This window comes from Olsenella sp. oral taxon 807, assembly GCF_001189515.2.
In the GTDB taxonomy this organism is placed as follows: Bacteria; Actinomycetota; Coriobacteriia; order Coriobacteriales; family Atopobiaceae; genus Olsenella_F.
On sequence record NZ_CP012069.2, the window covers coordinates 911149 to 927818 of the forward strand.

At 62.1% G+C, this 16670-nt stretch carries 26 protein-coding genes; 25 read left to right on the top strand and 1 reads right to left on the bottom strand.

Features of this window, described 5'->3' with window-relative positions:
* Window positions 1-153: 153 nt before the first annotated feature.
* The 17 genes from ADJ70_RS03835 (at window position 154) to ADJ70_RS03910 (ending at window position 9673) form a co-directional block, all read left to right on the top strand.
* On the top strand, window positions 154-573 hold the full coding sequence (locus ADJ70_RS03835) for a DUF1810 domain-containing protein (RefSeq protein ID WP_157051387.1): 420 nt from the start codon (window positions 154-156) through the stop codon (window positions 571-573).
* Between the two features lie 351 nt (window positions 574-924).
* Complete coding sequence (gene rplC, locus ADJ70_RS03840; protein WP_050343640.1) at window positions 925-1545, top strand: 50S ribosomal protein L3; 621 nt, start codon at window positions 925-927, stop codon at window positions 1543-1545.
* A 47-nt stretch (window positions 1546-1592) separates the two neighbouring features.
* Window positions 1593-2219: a 50S ribosomal protein L4 gene (rplD, locus tag ADJ70_RS03845; protein WP_050343642.1), complete on the top strand. Its 627-nt coding sequence runs from the start codon at window positions 1593-1595 to the stop codon at window positions 2217-2219.
* Window positions 2219-2521: a 50S ribosomal protein L23 gene (gene rplW / locus ADJ70_RS03850; protein WP_050343644.1), complete on the top strand. Its 303-nt coding sequence runs from the start codon at window positions 2219-2221 to the stop codon at window positions 2519-2521. Before rplD ends, rplW begins: the two co-directional genes overlap by 1 nt.
* A 134-nt stretch (window positions 2522-2655) precedes the next feature.
* Entirely contained in the window at window positions 2656-3492 is an 837-nt protein-coding gene (gene rplB, locus ADJ70_RS03855; protein ID WP_050343647.1) for a 50S ribosomal protein L2, read from the top strand.
* A gap of 26 nt (window positions 3493-3518) precedes the next feature.
* Window positions 3519-3779, top strand: coding sequence for a 30S ribosomal protein S19 (rpsS, locus tag ADJ70_RS03860; RefSeq protein ID WP_050343649.1), 261 nt, complete (start codon window positions 3519-3521; stop codon window positions 3777-3779).
* 14 nt (window positions 3780-3793) lie between these two features.
* A complete protein-coding gene (gene rplV, locus ADJ70_RS03865) occupies window positions 3794-4156 on the top strand; it encodes a 50S ribosomal protein L22 (protein ID WP_050343651.1) in 363 nt (120 codons plus the stop codon).
* A 7-nt stretch (window positions 4157-4163) separates the two neighbouring features.
* Window positions 4164-4880: a 30S ribosomal protein S3 gene (rpsC, locus tag ADJ70_RS03870; protein ID WP_050343654.1), complete on the top strand. Its 717-nt coding sequence runs from the start codon at window positions 4164-4166 to the stop codon at window positions 4878-4880.
* Window positions 4880-5308, top strand: a complete 429-nt coding sequence (gene rplP, locus ADJ70_RS03875; RefSeq protein ID WP_050343656.1) for a 50S ribosomal protein L16 — start codon at window positions 4880-4882, stop codon at window positions 5306-5308. The genes rpsC and rplP overlap by 1 nt, the downstream gene beginning before the upstream one ends.
* A complete protein-coding gene (gene rpmC / locus ADJ70_RS03880; RefSeq protein WP_050343658.1) occupies window positions 5309-5524 on the top strand; it encodes a 50S ribosomal protein L29 in 216 nt (71 codons plus the stop codon). It begins immediately after the preceding gene.
* A gap of 19 nt (window positions 5525-5543) precedes the next feature.
* On the top strand, window positions 5544-5810 hold the full coding sequence (gene rpsQ / locus ADJ70_RS03885) for a 30S ribosomal protein S17 (protein ID WP_050343663.1): 267 nt from the start codon (window positions 5544-5546) through the stop codon (window positions 5808-5810).
* 81 nt (window positions 5811-5891) lie between these two features.
* Entirely contained in the window at window positions 5892-6260 is a 369-nt protein-coding gene (gene rplN, locus ADJ70_RS03890; protein WP_050343666.1) for a 50S ribosomal protein L14, read from the top strand.
* Between the two features lie 12 nt (window positions 6261-6272).
* A complete protein-coding gene (gene rplX / locus ADJ70_RS03895; RefSeq protein WP_050343668.1) occupies window positions 6273-6590 on the top strand; it encodes a 50S ribosomal protein L24 in 318 nt (105 codons plus the stop codon).
* A 679-nt stretch (window positions 6591-7269) separates the two neighbouring features.
* Window positions 7270-8439 (top strand): IS630 family transposase, encoded by a 1170-nt coding sequence (locus ADJ70_RS03900; RefSeq protein ID WP_050343670.1) that lies wholly within the window; start codon window positions 7270-7272, stop codon window positions 8437-8439.
* Window positions 8440-8545: 106 nt separating this feature from the next.
* The gene (locus tag ADJ70_RS14000; protein ID WP_083443795.1) at window positions 8546-8755 is read left to right on the top strand and encodes a hypothetical protein; all 210 of its coding nucleotides are present in this window, start codon (window positions 8546-8548) and stop codon (window positions 8753-8755) included.
* Window positions 8756-8787: 32 nt separating this feature from the next.
* Window positions 8788-8997, top strand: a complete 210-nt coding sequence (locus tag ADJ70_RS14005) for a helix-turn-helix domain-containing protein (RefSeq protein WP_253273227.1) — start codon at window positions 8788-8790, stop codon at window positions 8995-8997.
* Window positions 8998-9472: 475 nt separating this feature from the next.
* Window positions 9473-9673, top strand: coding sequence for a hypothetical protein (locus ADJ70_RS03910; protein ID WP_050343672.1), 201 nt, complete (start codon window positions 9473-9475; stop codon window positions 9671-9673).
* 65 nt (window positions 9674-9738) lie between these two features.
* Here ADJ70_RS03910 and ADJ70_RS03915 read toward each other — a convergent pair whose 3' ends face one another.
* A complete protein-coding gene (locus ADJ70_RS03915; RefSeq protein ID WP_050343675.1) occupies window positions 9739-11274 on the bottom strand; it encodes a hypothetical protein in 1536 nt (511 codons plus the stop codon).
* Between the two features lie 1084 nt (window positions 11275-12358).
* On the opposite strand from ADJ70_RS03915, the gene ADJ70_RS03920 reads away from it, so the two are divergent.
* The 8 genes from ADJ70_RS03920 (at window position 12359) to rpmD (ending at window position 16660) form a co-directional block, all read left to right on the top strand.
* Window positions 12359-12784 (top strand): hypothetical protein, encoded by a 426-nt coding sequence (locus tag ADJ70_RS03920; protein ID WP_172674434.1) that lies wholly within the window; start codon window positions 12359-12361, stop codon window positions 12782-12784.
* A gap of 803 nt (window positions 12785-13587) precedes the next feature.
* Complete coding sequence (rplE, locus tag ADJ70_RS03925) at window positions 13588-14151, top strand: 50S ribosomal protein L5 (protein ID WP_050343679.1); 564 nt, start codon at window positions 13588-13590, stop codon at window positions 14149-14151.
* Window positions 14152-14206: 55 nt separating this feature from the next.
* The gene (locus tag ADJ70_RS03930; RefSeq protein ID WP_050343681.1) at window positions 14207-14392 is read left to right on the top strand and encodes a type Z 30S ribosomal protein S14; all 186 of its coding nucleotides are present in this window, start codon (window positions 14207-14209) and stop codon (window positions 14390-14392) included.
* Between the two features lie 87 nt (window positions 14393-14479).
* Window positions 14480-14878: a 30S ribosomal protein S8 gene (gene rpsH, locus ADJ70_RS03935; RefSeq protein WP_050343683.1), complete on the top strand. Its 399-nt coding sequence runs from the start codon at window positions 14480-14482 to the stop codon at window positions 14876-14878.
* Window positions 14879-14907: 29 nt separating this feature from the next.
* The gene (rplF, locus tag ADJ70_RS03940; RefSeq protein ID WP_050343685.1) at window positions 14908-15444 is read left to right on the top strand and encodes a 50S ribosomal protein L6; all 537 of its coding nucleotides are present in this window, start codon (window positions 14908-14910) and stop codon (window positions 15442-15444) included.
* A 120-nt stretch (window positions 15445-15564) separates the two neighbouring features.
* Window positions 15565-15933, top strand: a complete 369-nt coding sequence (gene rplR, locus ADJ70_RS03945) for a 50S ribosomal protein L18 (protein WP_050343686.1) — start codon at window positions 15565-15567, stop codon at window positions 15931-15933.
* Window positions 15934-15943: 10 nt separating this feature from the next.
* Window positions 15944-16465, top strand: coding sequence for a 30S ribosomal protein S5 (rpsE, locus tag ADJ70_RS03950; protein ID WP_050343688.1), 522 nt, complete (start codon window positions 15944-15946; stop codon window positions 16463-16465).
* Window positions 16466-16468: 3 nt separating this feature from the next.
* On the top strand, window positions 16469-16660 hold the full coding sequence (rpmD, locus tag ADJ70_RS03955) for a 50S ribosomal protein L30 (protein WP_050343689.1): 192 nt from the start codon (window positions 16469-16471) through the stop codon (window positions 16658-16660).
* Window positions 16661-16670 lie beyond the last annotated feature (10 nt).

The window sequence follows — 16670 nt, forward strand, 5'->3', positions numbered from 1 at the left end:
ACTCGGCTCGGTGGGCTGCGACGCCGTCGTGAGCGTCTTATGTGGCGCGGCGCAAAGGTCGCTCGCCCGCTTGACGAGGTAGCTCTCACGACGGCCCATGCGTACCGGTACACGCTAAGCAGCTGACAAAAGCTTGAGGAGGGGATGGTGGCCATGACGTATGACCTGTCGAGGTTTATAGAGGCCCAGCAAAGGGACTATGCGATCGCACTCGCCGAGATCAGGGCCGCAAGGAAGCAAAGTCACTGGATGTGGTACATCTTCCCGCAGCTCAAGGGGCTCGGCAGAAGCTCGACCTCAGAGTACTATGGTATCGATGGCCTCGGGGAGGCTACAGCCTTTCTAAAGGACACGTATCTTGGACATAATCTCAGGGAGATCTCATCAGAGCTTTTGGGGATCTCGGATAAGGACGCGCACCAGGTGTTTGGGAGCCCCGATGACCTGAAATTGCGTTCATCTATGACGCTCTTTGCCCATGCGGGTCCGGAGGATACCGTATTCAGGGATGTGATCGAAGCGTATTTCGATGGGCGCGAGGACCAGCGTACGCTGCACCTATTGGACCTGTGACGACGAGTGCGCTACGGCTCGGACATACAAGGCTCGTCAGGCATGCCAGTATGCCGTGCTAGGTGCGGCGGCCTACGGACACAGCCGAGGGGGCTTTCGTCTCCTCGCAGCTAGAAGGACGCAAAAAAATTCTGCGCAGACCTTGTGAACACAAAGCCGCGCGTGTACACTATTCAAGCTGCGTTTTTGGGCAAAGAGGGAGGGCTGTGTCTCTGCAGCTTGCCGTGGTGTCACAGCTGTCCCATGGGACGCGGCATACAGAAGGATGTGGTCCGCTGGGGAGGGGTGGGAAAGCCGCCTCGAGTGTACGGTCGTGCGAGGTCCCAAGACCACCGAGGGTAAGGAACGAGCATGGTCAGTACGATTCTTGGCCGTAAGATCGGGATGACGCAGGTGTGGGATGACAACGACAACGTCGTTCCCGTCACCGTCATCCAGGCGGGCCCCTGCGTCGTCTCGCAGGTAAAGACGAAGGAACACGACGGCTACGATGCCGTGCAGATCGGCTTTGGGGACATCAAGCCCAAGCACGTCAACAAGCCCATGCAGGGGCACTTTGATGCTCAGGGCGTCGAGCCCATGCGCTACCTGCGCGAGGTTCGTGTTGAGGATGGTACGGAGCACGCGACGGGCGACACGGTCACGGTCGCGGACTTTGCAGAGGTCAAGGCTGTCGATGTCATCGGTACCTCGAAGGGCAAGGGTTTTCAAGGCACCATCAAGCGTTGGAACTTCTCCCGTGGACCCATGACGCATGGTTCCCGCAACCAGCGTAAGCCCGGCTCCATCGGCCAGTGTGCCTATCCCGCCCGCGTGCGCAAGGGCTTGCACATGGCCGGTCATATGGGAGACGAGCGCGTCACAGTCAAGAACCTCAAGCTGGTTCGCATCGACGAGGAGCAGAATCTCATGCTCATCAAGGGCGCTGTTCCCGGCGGAAAGAACGCCCTCGTCCAGGTCCGCAGGGCCTAAGGCCACGCCAGGCACCAATTGATCCTTAGGCCAGCAAGGGAGACACCATGTCCAAGATAGAAGTCAAGAACGTGCAGGGAGAGGCGGTCGAGACGCTAGAGTTTTCTGATGGCGTCTTTGGCATCGAGCCGAACATCCCGGTGGTGCACCACGTTGTCGTCGCCTATGAGGCGACGCTGCGCCAAGGCACCCACTCTACAAAGAACCGCTCTGCCGTCTCCGGCGGTGGGGCCAAGCCCTACCGACAAAAAGGTACCGGCCGTGCTCGTCAGGGCACCATACGTGCCCCACAGTGGGCTGGCGGTGGCGTCGTTTTCGGCCCGGTGCCCCGCAGTCACGCCAAGCGTGCTAACAACAAGGAGAAGAAGCTTGCCATGAGGTCAGTTCTCTCTGGCAAGCTCGCGGACTCTGAGCTTGTGCTCGTCGATGACTTCTCATTCGAGAAGCCCTCGACCAAGCAGGCCGCAGCGATCCTGAAGGCCCTCGGTCTTGCCGACAGGCGCGTCACTCTCATCCTCGACGATGATGATGTGATTACCTATTTCGCCTTTCGCAACCTCCCCCAGGTCATCGTCTACGGTGTCTCGGAGGCCAATACCAGAAACCTTCTCGACAATGGTGCGCTTGTCATGACCACTGCCGTCGCCAAGCAGCTTGAGGAGGTGCTCGCATAATGAACTCACCCCACGAGGTGATCATCCGCCCGATCGTCACTGAGCGTTCCTTCGACCAGATGTCTCTGAACAAGTACAGCTTTGAGGTTGCCCGCAGTGCTCCCAAGGAGGAAATCGCCTCTGCTGTCGAGACGCTCTTCAACGTTCACGTGAAGAAGGTCAACACCCAATGGGTCAAGCCCAAGACCAAGCGCGTTCGCTACGTCGCCGGCAAGACCCGCAGCTGGAAGAAGGCCATCGTCACCGTTGCTGACGGTGAGCAGATAGAGATCTTCGCGAATCAGCAGACTAGCGAGGAGTAGGTAATTCGCCCGCGATCCTGATGGTTCGCGGGCATGTGTGTCGCGAGTGATGGATACGCGCGGTACCGTGGTAGTCCGGCGTCATCACGCAAATCCCTGGACGTGATGGCCAGCGGAAGAAAGGGAACAAAGCAATGGCAGTCAGGCACCTCAAGCCCACGAGCGCGGGACGGCGCTGGCAGACGGTCTCCGACTTCAAGGAGATCACCTCGACCAAGCCCGAGAAGTCGCTCTTGGAGCCCCTGAACAAGAAGGCTGGTCGTAACAACAACGGCCGTATCACCACCCGCCACCAAGGTGGCGGCACTAAGCGCAAGTATCGCCGGATAGACTTCAAGCGCAAGAAGGACGACGTCCCGGCCAAGGTCGCCACGATCGAGTACGATCCCAATCGTTCTGCCCGCATCGCGCTGCTTCACTACGTCGATGGTGCGAAGGCCTACATCCTTGCTCCCCAGGGCCTTAAGGTGGGCGACAAGGTTATCTCTGGCAAGAAGGACGTCGACATCAAACCCGGCAATGCCATGCCGCTCTCCGAGATCCCCGTCGGCACCCTCGTGCATGCCGTCGAGTTTCAGCCTGGCAAGGGTGCCGCGATGGCTCGTGCAGCCGGCACTTCCGTGCAGCTCATGGGTAAGGACGGTGCCTACGCGGTCCTGCGTATGCCCTCCTCGGAGCTTCGTCGCGTGCTCGTTACTTGTCGCGCCACCATCGGCGAGGTTGGCAATGCGGAGCACTCTAACATCGTTATCGGCAAGGCCGGCCGCAATCGCTGGCGCGGCGTGCGTCCCACCGTCAGGGGCACGGTCATGAATCCGGTTGACCACCCGCATGGAGGCGGCGAGGGTAAGAACCACACCTCCGGTCGCCCGTCCGTCACGCCCTGGGGCATCCCAACCAAGGGCAAGAAGACGCGCGATCCCAAGAAGGCCAGCAACCATCTCATCATCCGTCGTCGTCGTTCCAAGTAGCACACGAGCAAGAGGAGATCGAACGTATGAGCAGAAGCCTCAAGAAGGGTCCGTTTGTGGAGACTCGCCTCCTTGCGCGTGTCGCCGCCATGAATGAGTCAGGCAAGAAGGAGGTCATCAAGACCTGGTCGCGCGCCTCGACCATCTTCCCCGAGATGGTTGGACACACCATTGCCGTTCACGATGGCCGCAAGCACGTGCCCGTCTACATCACCGAGTCCATGGTTGGTCATAAGCTGGGCGAGTTTGCCCAGACCCGCACCTTCCGCGGGCACAAGAAGGATTAGGGGGTGCGTGGATAATGGCTAGTAACTCCGCTTCCAATGAGGTCCGTGCCACCGCCAAGTATGTGCGCATGGCTCCTCGTAAGGTCCGTATGGTCGTCGACCAGATCCGCAGCCTCCCGGTCGAGAGGGCCCTCGAGGTCCTGCGCTTCTCGCCCCGCTCCGCAACCGAGCCGGTTGCCAAGGTCGTGCAGTCTGCTGTTGCCAATGCCGAGAACAACAACGGCCTGCGCGCTCGCAATCTCGTGATCAAGAGCGCCTACGTCGACGAGGGTCCCACGCTCAAGCGCATCCGCCCGCGTGCGAAGGGTTCTGCATCGCGCATCCACAAGCGCACGAGCCATATCACCGTCGTCGTCGCACCTGGAAAGGGGGCGTAGGGAAAGCATGGGTCAAAAAGTTCAGCCTACGGGCTTTCGTCTTGGCATCACCGAAGAGTGGCGTTCCCGTTGGTACGCCGATAAGAAGGGCTATGCCAAGAGCCTTGGCAACGACCTTGAGATTCGTAAGTTCTTGGGAAAACGTCTCGCCAATGCCGCCCTCTCTCGTGTTGACATCGAGCGTGCGGGGGACAAGGTCAGGATCACCATCTACACGGCCCGCCCTGGCATCGTCATAGGCAAGAAGGGTGCCGACATTGACGCCCTGCGCATTCAGCTCGAGAAGATCGTCAAGGCCGAGAAGGGCCACGTCAACGTGGACGTCATCGAGGTCAAGCGCCCTGAGCTTGACGCCCAACTTACCGCCCAGTCCATCGCTGAGCAGCTCGAGGGCCGCATCGCCTTCCGCCGTGCCATGCGCAAGGCCGTCCAGACCGCCCGTAAGTCAGGTGCCCAGGGCATTCGCATCCAGTGCTCCGGCCGTCTGAACGGTGCCGAGATGGGCCGCCGTGAGTGGTATCGAGAGGGCCGCGTGCCCCTGCACACCCTGCGCGCGAAGATCGGCTTCGGAGAGTCGACTGCCCGTACGACCATGGGTGCCGTAGGCGTAAAGGTATGGGTCTACCTCGGCGAGCAGCTTCCCGGTCAGCCTGCCCTGCGCCCCGAGCTCGAGGGCACGAGCAGCCGTCCTCGTCGCGGCCGTAACGAGAGGAGGGGTCGTTAATGCTGGCTCCCAAGCGCGTCCTTCACCGCAAGGTCCAGCGTGGCTCCATGAAGGGCCATGCCAAGGGCAACACCGAGTTGCACTTTGGCGCCTGGGGCCTCCAGGCACTTGAGGCCCACTGGATCACCAACCGTCAGATCGAGGCTGCCCGTATCGCCATGACGCGTCGGATGAGGCGCGGAGGCAGAGTCTGGATCACCATCTTTCCCGACAAGCCCGTCACCAAGAAGCCAGCCGAGACGCGCATGGGTTCCGGCAAGGGCAATCCGGAGGAGTGGGTGGCCGTCGTCAAGCCCGGTCGCATCATGTTCGAGATTGCCGATGTCGACGAGCTAACGGCCAAGGAGGCCTTGCGTCTCGCTCAGCATAAGCTTCCCATCAAGACGAAGATTATCGCCCGCACCGAGCAGGACGGGGAGGCACAGTAGATGAAGTATAGGGACATTCAGGAGCTCTCCGACGAAGAGCTTAGCCAGAAGCTCGAGGATGGTCGCACGGAGCTCTTTAATCTCCGCTTCCAGATGGCCACGAGCCAGCTGGATAACACTGCCCGCGTCACGATCGTCAAGCGTGACATCGCTCGCGTCCAGACCGAGATGCGTGCTCGCCAGATCGCGGCGGAGAAGTCCGCTGCCCAGAAGTAGATCGCAGGAAAGGCAAGAAATGGCAGATACCGAAGGCAGGAACGCACGTCATGTCCGCACCGGTGAGGTCATCTCACGTTCCGGCGACAAGACCATTGCCGTGCAGATTACCTATCGCAAGCACCACCCCAAGTACGGAAAGATGATGACCATCCACAAGAAGCTCCATTGCCATGACGAGAAGAACGAGTGTGGCATAGGCGATAGCGTTCGCGTCATGGAGACTCGTCCGCTGTCCAAGACTAAGCGTTGGCGCGTTGTGGAGATCGTGGAGAAGGCAAAGTAGCGATCGTATCAACCACACCCAGACAGGCACATCGCCTGTAGCGTCGTGCCCCCGCTCGGGGCAGTGTTCGGAGGAACTGCAATGATTCAGATGGAGACCATGCTTAACGTCGCTGACAACAGTGGCGCGAAGCGCGTGAAGTGCATCAAGGTCCTTGGTGGCTCCAAGCGCCGTTATGCTGGCCTTGCCGACGTCATCATGTGCGCCGTGCAGGAGGCAACGCCCGGCGGGCAGGTGAAGAAGGGTGACATCGTACGCTGTGTCATCGTTCGTACGGCTAAGGAGCAGCGTCGCAAGGACGGTAGCTACATCAAGTTCGATCAGAACGCCTGCGTCCTAGTCGACAAGGATGGTGAGCCCAAGGGTACGCGCATCTTTGGGCCAGTTGCTCGTGAGTTGCGCGATCATAAGTATATGAAAATCGTTTCGCTCGCGCTCGAGACGCTGTAGGAAGTGAGCAGCATGCCTAAGATGAAGATCAGGAAGGGCGATCAGGTCCAGGTCTTGTCCGGCAAGGACAGGGGTGCTCGCGGTGAGGTCATTCGCGCCATCCCGTCTGAGGGCAGGGTCGTCGTTCGTGGCGTCGCCATGGTGAAGAAGGCCCAGAAGCCCAATCAGATGGGGCAAAATGGCGGCATCATCGAGAAGGAGTCAGCGATCGACGTCTCGAACGTAGCGCTGATTGATCCCAAGACCGATACTCCGACTCGTGTCGGCTATCGATTTGGCACAGATGGCAAGAAAGTGCGCTATGCCAAGAAATCTGGCGAGGAGATTTAGAAACAGCGTAGCATGTGCACTGTGCAGGGAGTGACTGCACTGCGCTGTGTACTTGAGTGCTGCGTGAGACATGCGATATGCATTACATGCCTTGAGTGCCGCCCGGCAGTGTGAGCCATACTGCCGGGCGGTCTTTTACGCTATCGGGTGGCTTTGATATGCCCGGACCCCACCCCTTCACTGCCACTCGCCTCTGCCCTGCACTGCCACTCGCCCCCGAGCGTACCGTCCCGGCACGTTCACGCCCGAGTGGCAGTGTGGGTCGCACTGCCACTCGGCCCCGAACGTACCTTGGCCCCGGTTACGCACTGCCACTCGCCCCCGAGCGTACCGTCCCGGTACGTTCACGCCCAAGTGGCAGTGTGGGTCGCACTGCCACTCGCCGTTGAGCGTGCCCAGGCTCCACCCCTTCGCTGCCACTCGCCCCCGAGCGTACCGTCCCAGCACGTTCACGCGCGAGTGGCAGTCTCGTCCGCACTGCCACTCGCCCCCGAGCGTACCTTGGCCCCGGTTACGCACTGCCACTCGGCCCCGAGCGTACCGTCCCGGTACGTTCACGCCCAAGTGGCAGTGAGAGCTATCCTACTAGTTATATCGTTCTTTAAGTATATAGTGGCATTACAGACCTCCCTGCCGTATAATGGTGTCATGGCGACGACACGTTTACGAGGAGGCTGGCATGCCAAGGACACCGGAGGCCCTGAGGCTCACGGAGGGCGACAGGGAGGCGCTCGAGCTCGTGGCGAGGACCAGGACCGAGCAGGCGCGGCGGGTGGACAGGGCCCGCATGCTGCTGTGGAAGGCCGACGGCCGCAGCCTCGCGGAGATAGCCCGCTCGCTGGGGGCGAACGTCAACACGGTGGCGCTCTGCGTGCGGAAGTACCGCGAGGGCGGCGTGGAGGCGGCGCTCTCCGACGCGGCCCGCAGCGGCAGGCCCGCGTCGATAGGCGACGGCGACCGCGCGTGGGTGGTGAGCCTCGCGTGCCAGAGGCCGTGCGAGCTGGGGCACCCCGCCGAGACGTGGACGCAGTCGGCGCTCGCCGCGCACGTGAGGGCCGAGGCCGCCCGCGCGGGGCACCCCGCGCTCGCGCGCGCGACGAAGTCCATGGTGTGGTCGATCCTCCACGCGGCCGACCTGCACCCCGACCGGGTGCGCTACTACTGCGAGCGGCGCGACCCCGACTTCGAGGGGAAGACGCGCGAGGTGCTCGTCGTCTGCCAGCAGCTCTCGTTCCGCTTCGACGACGACGGCGACCTGCTGCCCTGGGAGGGCGAGGAGCCGGAGGTCCACGTCGTGTCGGTCGACGAGAAGCCCGGCATCCAGGCGATCGCGCCCGTCGCCCCGGACGTGAGGCCCGAGCCGGGCGTGCGGGGAGGGGCGCTGCTGCGCGACGGCGAGTACCGCCGGCTCGGCACGGTGTCGCTCATTGCCGGCATAGACCTGCAGGACGGCACGGTGGAGGGCATCGTGCGGGAGCGCCACAGGAGCCGCGAGTTCGTCGAGCTGCTGGAGGCCCTCGACGCCAAGTACCCCGAGGGGCACGTCATAAGGCTCGTGCTCGACAACCACTCCGTGCACAGGTCGAGGGAGACCCGGGCCTGGCTCGAGGGGCATCCCGGCAGGTTCGAGATGGTGTTCACGCCGAGGCACGGCAGCTGGCTCAACGTGATAGAGGGCTTCTTCGGCAAGATGGCCAGGCAGGTGCTGCGTCACATCCGCGTGAGGTCGCTAGACGAGCTGAGGGAGCGCATCGAGCTGTACCTCAGGGAGGTCAACGCGAGCCCCGTGCCCCACAGGTGGAGGTGGGGGATCGGACCCAGCGGAGACGGCAAAGAGGATGCGGCGTGATATGAATACGCTTCATATAATTCTAGAACGGTCTACTAGTGATCTGTCTATTTATATCCTACTGATATTGAGATAGAATGGCACCACACGGGGGAAGGGTGGCTCCATGCCTGCGGAGAGGTACAGGGTCGAGCTGACGGCGGAGGAGCGCGGGGAGCTGCTCGCGGTGGTGAGGAGGGGTAAGGGAGGGGCCGCGCAGGTCAGGCGGGCGAACACCCTGCTCGCGGTGGACGTCGGCGAGCACGCCGACCTGCGCACGAGCGAGGCGAGGCGGCCAGGACGTACCGGGCCTCGGCCAAGACGGTCTTCAGCCTGAAGAAGAAGCTGGCGGCCGAGGGGTTCCGGGGCGTGCTCGAGCGGAGGCGCAGGTCGTCACCGGGAAACCTCAAGATCGACGGGGACGTCGAGGCGAGGGTCATCGCCCTCGCGCGCACGGACGCGCCGGAGGGCCACGACCACTGGACGGTCCGCCTGCTCGCGGACAAGGCCGTCGAGCTCGGGTACGTCGAGTCGGTGTGCCCCGCCACGATCGCGAACCACCTGAAGAAGACGAGGTAAAGCCCCGGGGGGTGAGGGAGTGGTGCGTGCCCGAGGCGTCCCGCGACCCCGTCGCGGCGACGGGGGACGTGCTCGCCGCGCGTGGGCGCCCCGCCCGCCCCATCGTGCGCCCCGGCGGGGGCTCGCGCCAGCTCGTCGCCCACTCGCGCGGGCCCCTGCCCGCGAGGCCCGGTGCGCCGGGACCACGGGTGCGTCCGCAACGGCGTGGCCGACGTGCTCGTGTGCTTCGCGCCGCTGCTGTGCGAGCGCCACGCGCGAGCGGCCCCCACGAGGACCCGCGCGGGCCTGGCCGAGACTCTGTGATGGCTCTCGGACGACGCGTGCCTGCGGGCAGGGCGCATGGTCCTGGTCTGGGACAACCCGAGCGCGCACTCCATGGGGTCCCCCTGCGAGGCGTTCCCGCCCGAGGAGGCCGAGCGCCTGGCGAGGCGCCTCGGGCCGCATCACACCCCGGGGCACGGCTCCTGGCCGGCACATGGCGGAGACCGGGGTCGGTCGTCTTGTGCGGCACGGCCTTCCGGCGCGCGTCGGGAGCTTCGACGAGATGGGGCGTCTCACGGTCGCCTGGGAGGACGAACGTAACGCACGCGCCCGGACGGCCGGCTGGAAGCTCGCGGTCGGTGATGCCAGGGATAGGCTCGCCAGGCTGTATCCTAAAATAGTGATAGCAGATTAAGCATAGACGCTATGCTAGGGCTCTTTGAGCACGCCGATGACTAAACCTGAGTTCCCGGCACTTCCTTAGCCCACAACCGGCAGCCTGATGGTGTCCGGGCACCTGATCCCGAAGGCCCCGTGCGCCTCGCTCGTCTTCCTCACGGGCTCGGTGGTGACCAGCCGCCCGTCGTACCCTGTCGCGTGCCGCTCGCGCGGGATCCCCGGCATCGACTCGACCGCGGGCGAGGTCCTGCGCGAGGCCAGCACGTCCGACATCATCCTGGTCGCCGCGGTGGCCACGAGGCACATGAGCAGGTGCCCGCGGAAGGTCCCCTCGCTCCGCACGCAGACGGGCAGGGCTCTGCCGCCCTGCCTGGCGATCTCGAAGACCTTCTCGACGCGGTCTCGGGCGTGGCAGGGGGGGAGCAGCCTCCCCCTGGCTATCCTCCTGGTGCCGGCGAGCACGAACACGCCCCTCGAGGCCATCGAGTCGTGGGCCTCGGCGCCCGAGAGCCCGCCCTCGGCGGCCCTCCTGGCGGCGTCGCGCCCGGGCTCGCGGCGCATGGCGGCGTCCAGGCACAGGTAGGCGTAGCCCCTGCGGTCGCCCCTGGAGCCGATCCCCACGGGGACGCACCTGGCGCACGCGAGCCTGCCGTCGCGCGTGACCGCGTTCTCCCTGGCCTCGAGCCCGTCGACCACCTCCCCGTGGGCCCCCGGGTTGGGCCCCGTCCTCGCGAGGATGGGCACCCTCGCGCCCATCAGCGCGTCGGCGCTCGCGTTCGCGTGGTACCCGGCGTCGAGGACGGCGAACCTGGTGTCCACGCCCATCGCCCCGGGCTCGGCGATGGTGCGGGTGACCGTGCTCACGTCGATCACGTTGCCGGCGACGTGGCGGAAGAAGAGGGGCAGGCCCGTGTCGCGCTGCACGACGTAGATGAGGCGGACCTCCTCGCCGGCCTGGCCGTTGTGGTTGCTGACGGCCGTGACGGGAAGGCGGCAGGAGTTGGGCAGCCCCGTGGAGTCGATGAGGATGCCGTCGGCGCGCCCGCCTGCGGCCGCCTCCCTCCGCCTGCCGACGAGGGCCAGGTACTCGCCCACGAAGCGGCGCTTGGCGTCCTCGCTGCCGAGGTCGGCCAGGCACTCGCTGACCCTCTGGGAGGCCATCCTGGCCCTGGGGTAGAGGAGCCTCGCGTAGGTGAGCTCCCACCAGTCCACGGCGTGGCGGTTGGCGAGGCCGGTGAGCACGTAGAACGCCAGCAGCGCCCGCACCGTGTCGGGCTCGGCGTGGCCGCACGCGTCGGCGCAGGCCATCAGCCCGCCCGGGCGCAGGGGGGAGCCCGGCAGGAACGCGTCGCCGAACGACACGGCGAGCGTCGGGCGAGCGGCGCGGGCGTTGCGCCCCCTCGCCCCCTCGACGCCCTCCGGCGCGGGCCCGAACTCGCCCGTCTCCAGGTCGCAGGGGAACAGGCCCCTGGCCTTGCTCCGGTACACCCCGCGCGCCCTGTCCACGACCCGGCCCAGGCACGCGCGGTCCCCCCTCGTGGCCCTCGCGCCGTCCCCCGCGGACCTGACGACCGTCGCGCGCTCGTTGCCGTCCACGACGTCGTGGCTGATGTACATGCCCGCCTCCTGTGGAATAAGTGAAAACCTCATGCCACATGACGCCGGACGCGGCCGCCGCACGCAAGCGACGGCCAAGGCATTTCAGCAGCTAGGCGCAGGTTCTCGGGGCAGGCGGCGATCCGGGCCTGCGCCCAGTGGGCTAAGGAAGTGTCGGGAAGTCAGGCTAAATTATTAACCGAGGTATACCGGAAAAATCGAGCCCTGTATGACGCAGGAATTTCGTTGTGGGGGTCACGTACGTTTGCCTATATTTGCGGTATGTTCAGTACGCCAATAAGCTTATACGTATCTCTCATACTTTCAGCTATTGATCCCTATACTATTCACTATTTTAGTATCTTTTTGACCTTCCAACCATGTATGGTAGGTACCTCTAGTCACAACGGGTGGGAGGGGAGACATGATTATTCTCAGTCACAGAAGTGCGCTTGGGATCTGGCGAGCTACGGTAAGAGAATGCGAGGAAGATGCGACGGCGACAAGTCAAGGCGGCATCGGCTTCACGTCCCATCATAGTTGGGAACCAGCTATTCCCTTCAAACCCCTGCGCGCAATGGATCTCTCCCAGTTACACTTGGCGGTTTCAGTGAGTGAGGTTCGATCTGCCCTAAGGCAACTTGGCCCATGGTTAGAGCCTGCGCTCGTGGATGGACACGTTCATTTGCTTTTTCCCTTGCACAGGAAAAGGATTGTAGTGCCTGGTGTTAGAAGTCACAGCTGGTGTGAGAGGTTACCTAGGTGTGCGCTTTATCGTATAAGCAAAAACGTGCTTCTCAGTGGTCCAGAGTTCACGCTTCTGCAGCTTGCGTATGGCTCAACACTCGTCTGTTCGACTTCACTGTCTCTTGAGTTTTGTGGATTTTATAGCAAGGCAGATGGGAGCGAATCAAAATTGCTCACAAGGCGTACTCCACTTACAACACCATCACGTATAGGATCCCTAATCGATGAGCTGCCGGGTGCGCATGGCATCAAACTGATCGAGCGTACCCTGCCATATCTAACGGCAGGCTCCGCTTCTCCTATGGAGACAAACGTAGCAATGTTGGCTTGTCTCCCACGACGCTATGGAGGCTATGGGTTGGCGATTCCCAAGTTCAACCAGACTATTGAGCTTTCGAAGGAGGGAGAACGGATTATGGGCATGAATGCCATCACGGTCGATTTGGTATGGACAAGTGCGCATGTGGCTATAGAGTACAACAGTACGGCAGAACATGGCCTGTACCTTGACGAGTCAAGCAACGGTCCCATGCAGATGCAAGAGACCCTTCGCAAGCTTGAGAGAAGACGCAAGCGGGACGAGATGCGCATCTCGGCCTTGAGTGCCTCAGGATGGAAGGCATTTCCCCTTGTGAGTGCGCAGGTATACAACTGCCAGAGCTTTGACGCAGTCATCAGGGCTATAGCGAATGCCCTTGGAAAGAAAATTCGCGCGGAGGCACTAAACTTCAAAAGGAAGCGCACATTCTTGAGGCAGGAGGTGCTGGGGCTAGAGAACCAATAGCTCCGATGAATGTAACACTGCCACTCGCCTTTGAGCGTACCGTCCCGGTACGTTCACGTCCGAGCGGCAGTCTCGCCCGCACTGCCACTCGGCCTTGAGCGTGCCCAGGCCCCGGTCCTGCACTGCCACTCGCCTCTGAACGTTCCGACTAGTACGTTCACGTCCGAGTGGCAGTGTGGGTTGCACTGCCACTCGCCGTTGAGCGTACCTTGGCCCCGGTTACGCACTGCCACTCGACCCCGAGCGTACCATCCCAGTACGTTCACGCTCGAGTGGCAGTGTGGGTCGCACTGCCACTCGCCGCTGAGCGTGCCTAGGCTCCGGTTACGCACTGCCACTCGCCTTCGAGCGTACCGTCCCGGCACGTTCACGCTCGAGTGGCAGTCCCGTACGCACTGCCACTCGCCCCCGAGCGTGCCCGGACCCCGGTCCTGCACTGTCAAATGGTTCCTTGTAATGCGGTCTCAGAAGGAAGGCTCGCGGGCCGGAAGGATTATGAATATGCTCTGGCTTTTTTCTTTCAGCCAGTCCACTTGCCACAAAGCCCTACCATGTATTTCTGCGTGTGACTTCTGTTTATGGCGAGATGGGCGGGATGCTGCCCAGAGTTATGGTGTTCTGGCTTTTGCCCTTTGGAGGCCGCACGCTCGCAATGGCTCCTGGCCTGAGATGCCACGGTCCAGGGGGCGCGAGGCTAACCGCAGGTCATGATCAGGCTGCGTGTCGCAACGAGTTGTGGTGCGCATTACGTCGTGACGTCAGGCCAACCCCGCGCTAAACACCACCACAGCTAAGGAGAGCGTATGGCAGATGGATCCACGTACGTGCCGCGACTCAAGGAGAGGTACTTCTCCGTCGTGCGCGACGAGCTTCGAAAGAAGTTTGACTATAAGAATGTCAACCAAATTCCCAAATTCGAGAAGATAGTCGTCAACATGGGTGTCGGCGAGGCCGCCACCGATTCGAAGGCTATCGACGGGGCTGTAGCTGACCTGCGCACCATCACTGGCCAACAGCCCATCGTCACCCACGCTCGCAAGTCCATCGCGACCTTCCACCTGCGTGCGGGCATGCCTATCGGCGCTAAGGTGACGCTTCGCGGAAACCGCATGTGGGAGTTTCTCGACCGTCTCATTTCCATCGCCATCCCGCGCGTCCGTGACTTTCGCGGAATCAGTCCAAAGTCCTTCGACGGCCATGGCAACTTTTCGATGGGCGTGACTGAGCAGCTAATCTTCCCCGAGATTAACTATGACAAGATCGACCGCACGCGTGGCATGGACATCACCATCGTCACCACTGCCAAGACCGACGAGGAGGGCAGGGCGCTTCTCGAGTCCTTCCACTTCCCGTTCAAGAGGAACTAGGAACAGAAAGCACGTTGCCCTGACGTGGGTCGGGCATTTTTAAGAAGGAGGACCTGTGGCAAAGACATCGATGATCGTCAAGGCTTCGCGCGAGCCGAAGTACTCGACGCGCAAGCAGAGCCGCTGCCAGCGTTGTGGGCGTCCCCACTCCGTCTATCGCAAGTTTGGCCTCTGCCGCGTGTGCTTCCGCGAGCTTGCGAGCAAGGGCGAGCTTCCTGGCATCCGTAAGGCAAGCTGGTAGGCCAAAGCTCTGGCGTACAGGCGCTCTTGCTATGGGTGGGCGCGAACCGTACGCACAGTTTCATCATGAACTAAGGAGAAGGAATCAATGAAGGTTACTGACCCGATCGCGGATATGTTGACGCGCATCAGAAACGCGAACTTTGCTGGCAAGACGGAGGTCTCTATGCCTTCGAGCAAGGTCCTCGTCGAGATAGCCCGTGTCATCTATGAGGAGGGCTATATCAAGGGCTATGAGGTCGAGGACACCAAGCCCCAGAAAACCCTGCACGTGCAGCTGAAGTATGGTAAAAAGAATGCACGCATCATCCGGGGTATCAAGCGTATTTCAAGGTGCGGGCTGCGTATCTACTCATCCGCAGATAAGCTACCTCGCGTCCTCGGTGGTCTTGGCACCGCTGTCATCTCGACGTCCAAGGGCATGATGTGCGATCGCGATGCTCGCAAGCTTGGCATCGGCGGCGAGGTCATGTGCTACATCTGGTAAGGCCAGACAGGAAGTAAGGAGGAGAGACAATGTCTCGCATCGGTAAGAAGCCTGTCACGGTCCCTGCCGGGGTTACTGTGACCATCAACGGCCCCGGCGTCTCCGTCAAGGGCCCAAAGGGGGAGCTACAGCGTAGCTTCTCTGATCTTGTGACCGTTACGCTGGAGGACGAGCAGGTCCTCGTTACCCGCAATGACGATACCCAGGCGTCCAATGCCCAGCAGGGCCTCACCCGCACGCTCGTGCACAATATGGTGGTTGGCGTGTCCGAGGGCTTTGAGAAGAAGCTCGAGCTCACGGGCGTCGGCTATCGTGCACAGCTCAAGGGCAAAGACCTCGACCTCTCCCTTGGTTACTCACATCCCGTCGTGTTCACCTGCCCCGAGGGCATTTCCTTCGAGGTTCCTGACAATACCCACATTACGGTTAAGGGCATCTCTAAGGAGCGGGTCGGACAGGTCGCAGCAGAGGTGCGCGCCAAGAGGCCACCCGAGCCGTACAAGGGCAAGGGCATACACTACGAGGGTGAGCACATTCGCAGGAAGCTCGGTAAGGCCGCTAAGTAGGCGAGGTCCTGACCTCGTCTGGGTCATGTAAGTAGTCCAGCCTTGCCGCCATCAGGCCTCGTGCCTGTGCAGAGGAAAGTCCGTCACCCTGTCAGGTGGCGGCGACGTGAAGGAGAAGGAATGAACAAGCATAAGGCAAAGCGCGCGGCACTCAAGCGTCGGCAGCGCCGCGTCCGCGCCAAGATCTTCGGCACCGCAGAGCGTCCGCGCCTGACTGTTCACCGCACCAATGCGCACATCTACGCGCAGGTGATCGATGATGCAGACAGCAAGACCATCTGCTCTGCCTCCACTCTGAGCTCGGAGTTTCGCGAGACCGGCAAGCTCGGCTCCAACAAGGAGGCGGCTGAGCTCGTCGGTAGGCTCATTGGTCAGCGGGCTCTTGAGAAGGGCGTCACCGAGGTCAGGTTTGATCGCGGGGGACGTATCTACCATGGTCGTGTGAAGGCTCTTGCAGACGGTGCCCGTGCAGCGGGCCTGAAGTTCTAGGAGGATTTGAATGCCACGTGATCGTAAGCGCCAGAATGACTCCGACCTTCAGGAGCGCGTCGTCTACATCCACCGCGTGTCAAAGACTGTCAAGGGCGGGCGTCGCATGAGCCTGCTGGCCCTCGTGGTCGTTGGTGACGGCAAGGGCAATGTCGGTATCGGTATGGGGAAGTCTGCCGAGGTGCCCCTGGCGATCCAGAAGGGCGTCGATGACGCTAAGAAGAGCATGTTCAAAGTCCCTGTTACCGAGGGAGGATCCATCCCCCACGCCGTCGAGGGTCACTATGGCGCCGGCCGTGTCCTCATCAAGCCTGCCATCGAGGGTACCGGCGTTATCGCAGGTGGGCCGGTGCGGCCGCTCTTCGAGCTTGCTGGTATCACCAATGTGCTGTCCAAGTCTCTTGGTACCGACAACGCCCTCAACATCATCAAGGCTGCCGCCGTGGGCCTGAAGTCCCTCTCCAGCCCCGAGGAGGCTGCCGAGCGTCGTGGCCTGAGCGTTTCCGAGATGTTCAACGGAAAGGAGGCATAAGCTATGACAGACGAGAAAAAGCTCACCGTCAGGCTCGTGCGCAGCGCCGTTGCCTCCGTCAAGAAGGACCAGACCCTTACCTGTCGCGCCATGGGACTTCGCAGGATAGGCGATGTCTCTAAACTTCCTGACAATCCGAGTGTCCGCGGAATGATCTTCAAGGTCAAGCACCTTGTTGAGGTTGAAGAGAACTAGGAGTCACCCA

Bases quoted from the DNA above. Each gene is read 5' to 3' on its own strand.
- ADJ70_RS03835 (WP_157051387.1), top strand. From the start codon at position 154: ATGACGTATGACCTGTCGAGGTTTATAGAGGCCCAGCAAAGGGACTAT.
- rplC (WP_050343640.1), top strand. From the start codon at position 925: ATGGTCAGTACGATTCTTGGCCGTAAGATCGGGATGACGCAGGTGTGG.
- rplD (WP_050343642.1), top strand. From the start codon at position 1,593: ATGTCCAAGATAGAAGTCAAGAACGTGCAGGGAGAGGCGGTCGAGACG.
- rplW (WP_050343644.1), top strand. From the start codon at position 2,219: ATGAACTCACCCCACGAGGTGATCATCCGCCCGATCGTCACTGAGCGT.
- rplB (WP_050343647.1), top strand. From the start codon at position 2,656: ATGGCAGTCAGGCACCTCAAGCCCACGAGCGCGGGACGGCGCTGGCAG.
- rpsS (WP_050343649.1), top strand. From the start codon at position 3,519: ATGAGCAGAAGCCTCAAGAAGGGTCCGTTTGTGGAGACTCGCCTCCTT.
- rplV (WP_050343651.1), top strand. From the start codon at position 3,794: ATGGCTAGTAACTCCGCTTCCAATGAGGTCCGTGCCACCGCCAAGTAT.
- rpsC (WP_050343654.1), top strand. From the start codon at position 4,164: ATGGGTCAAAAAGTTCAGCCTACGGGCTTTCGTCTTGGCATCACCGAA.
- rplP (WP_050343656.1), top strand. From the start codon at position 4,880: ATGCTGGCTCCCAAGCGCGTCCTTCACCGCAAGGTCCAGCGTGGCTCC.
- rpmC (WP_050343658.1), top strand. From the start codon at position 5,309: ATGAAGTATAGGGACATTCAGGAGCTCTCCGACGAAGAGCTTAGCCAG.
- rpsQ (WP_050343663.1), top strand. From the start codon at position 5,544: ATGGCAGATACCGAAGGCAGGAACGCACGTCATGTCCGCACCGGTGAG.
- rplN (WP_050343666.1), top strand. From the start codon at position 5,892: ATGATTCAGATGGAGACCATGCTTAACGTCGCTGACAACAGTGGCGCG.
- rplX (WP_050343668.1), top strand. From the start codon at position 6,273: ATGCCTAAGATGAAGATCAGGAAGGGCGATCAGGTCCAGGTCTTGTCC.
- ADJ70_RS03900 (WP_050343670.1), top strand. From the start codon at position 7,270: ATGCCAAGGACACCGGAGGCCCTGAGGCTCACGGAGGGCGACAGGGAG.
- ADJ70_RS14000 (WP_083443795.1), top strand. From the start codon at position 8,546: ATGCCTGCGGAGAGGTACAGGGTCGAGCTGACGGCGGAGGAGCGCGGG.
- ADJ70_RS03910 (WP_050343672.1), top strand. From the start codon at position 9,473: ATGGCGGAGACCGGGGTCGGTCGTCTTGTGCGGCACGGCCTTCCGGCG.
- ADJ70_RS03915 (WP_050343675.1), bottom strand. From the start codon at position 11,274: ATGTACATCAGCCACGACGTCGTGGACGGCAACGAGCGCGCGACGGTC.
- rplE (WP_050343679.1), top strand. From the start codon at position 13,588: ATGGCAGATGGATCCACGTACGTGCCGCGACTCAAGGAGAGGTACTTC.
- rpsH (WP_050343683.1), top strand. From the start codon at position 14,480: ATGAAGGTTACTGACCCGATCGCGGATATGTTGACGCGCATCAGAAAC.
- rplF (WP_050343685.1), top strand. From the start codon at position 14,908: ATGTCTCGCATCGGTAAGAAGCCTGTCACGGTCCCTGCCGGGGTTACT.
- rplR (WP_050343686.1), top strand. From the start codon at position 15,565: ATGAACAAGCATAAGGCAAAGCGCGCGGCACTCAAGCGTCGGCAGCGC.
- rpsE (WP_050343688.1), top strand. From the start codon at position 15,944: ATGCCACGTGATCGTAAGCGCCAGAATGACTCCGACCTTCAGGAGCGC.
- rpmD (WP_050343689.1), top strand. From the start codon at position 16,469: ATGACAGACGAGAAAAAGCTCACCGTCAGGCTCGTGCGCAGCGCCGTT.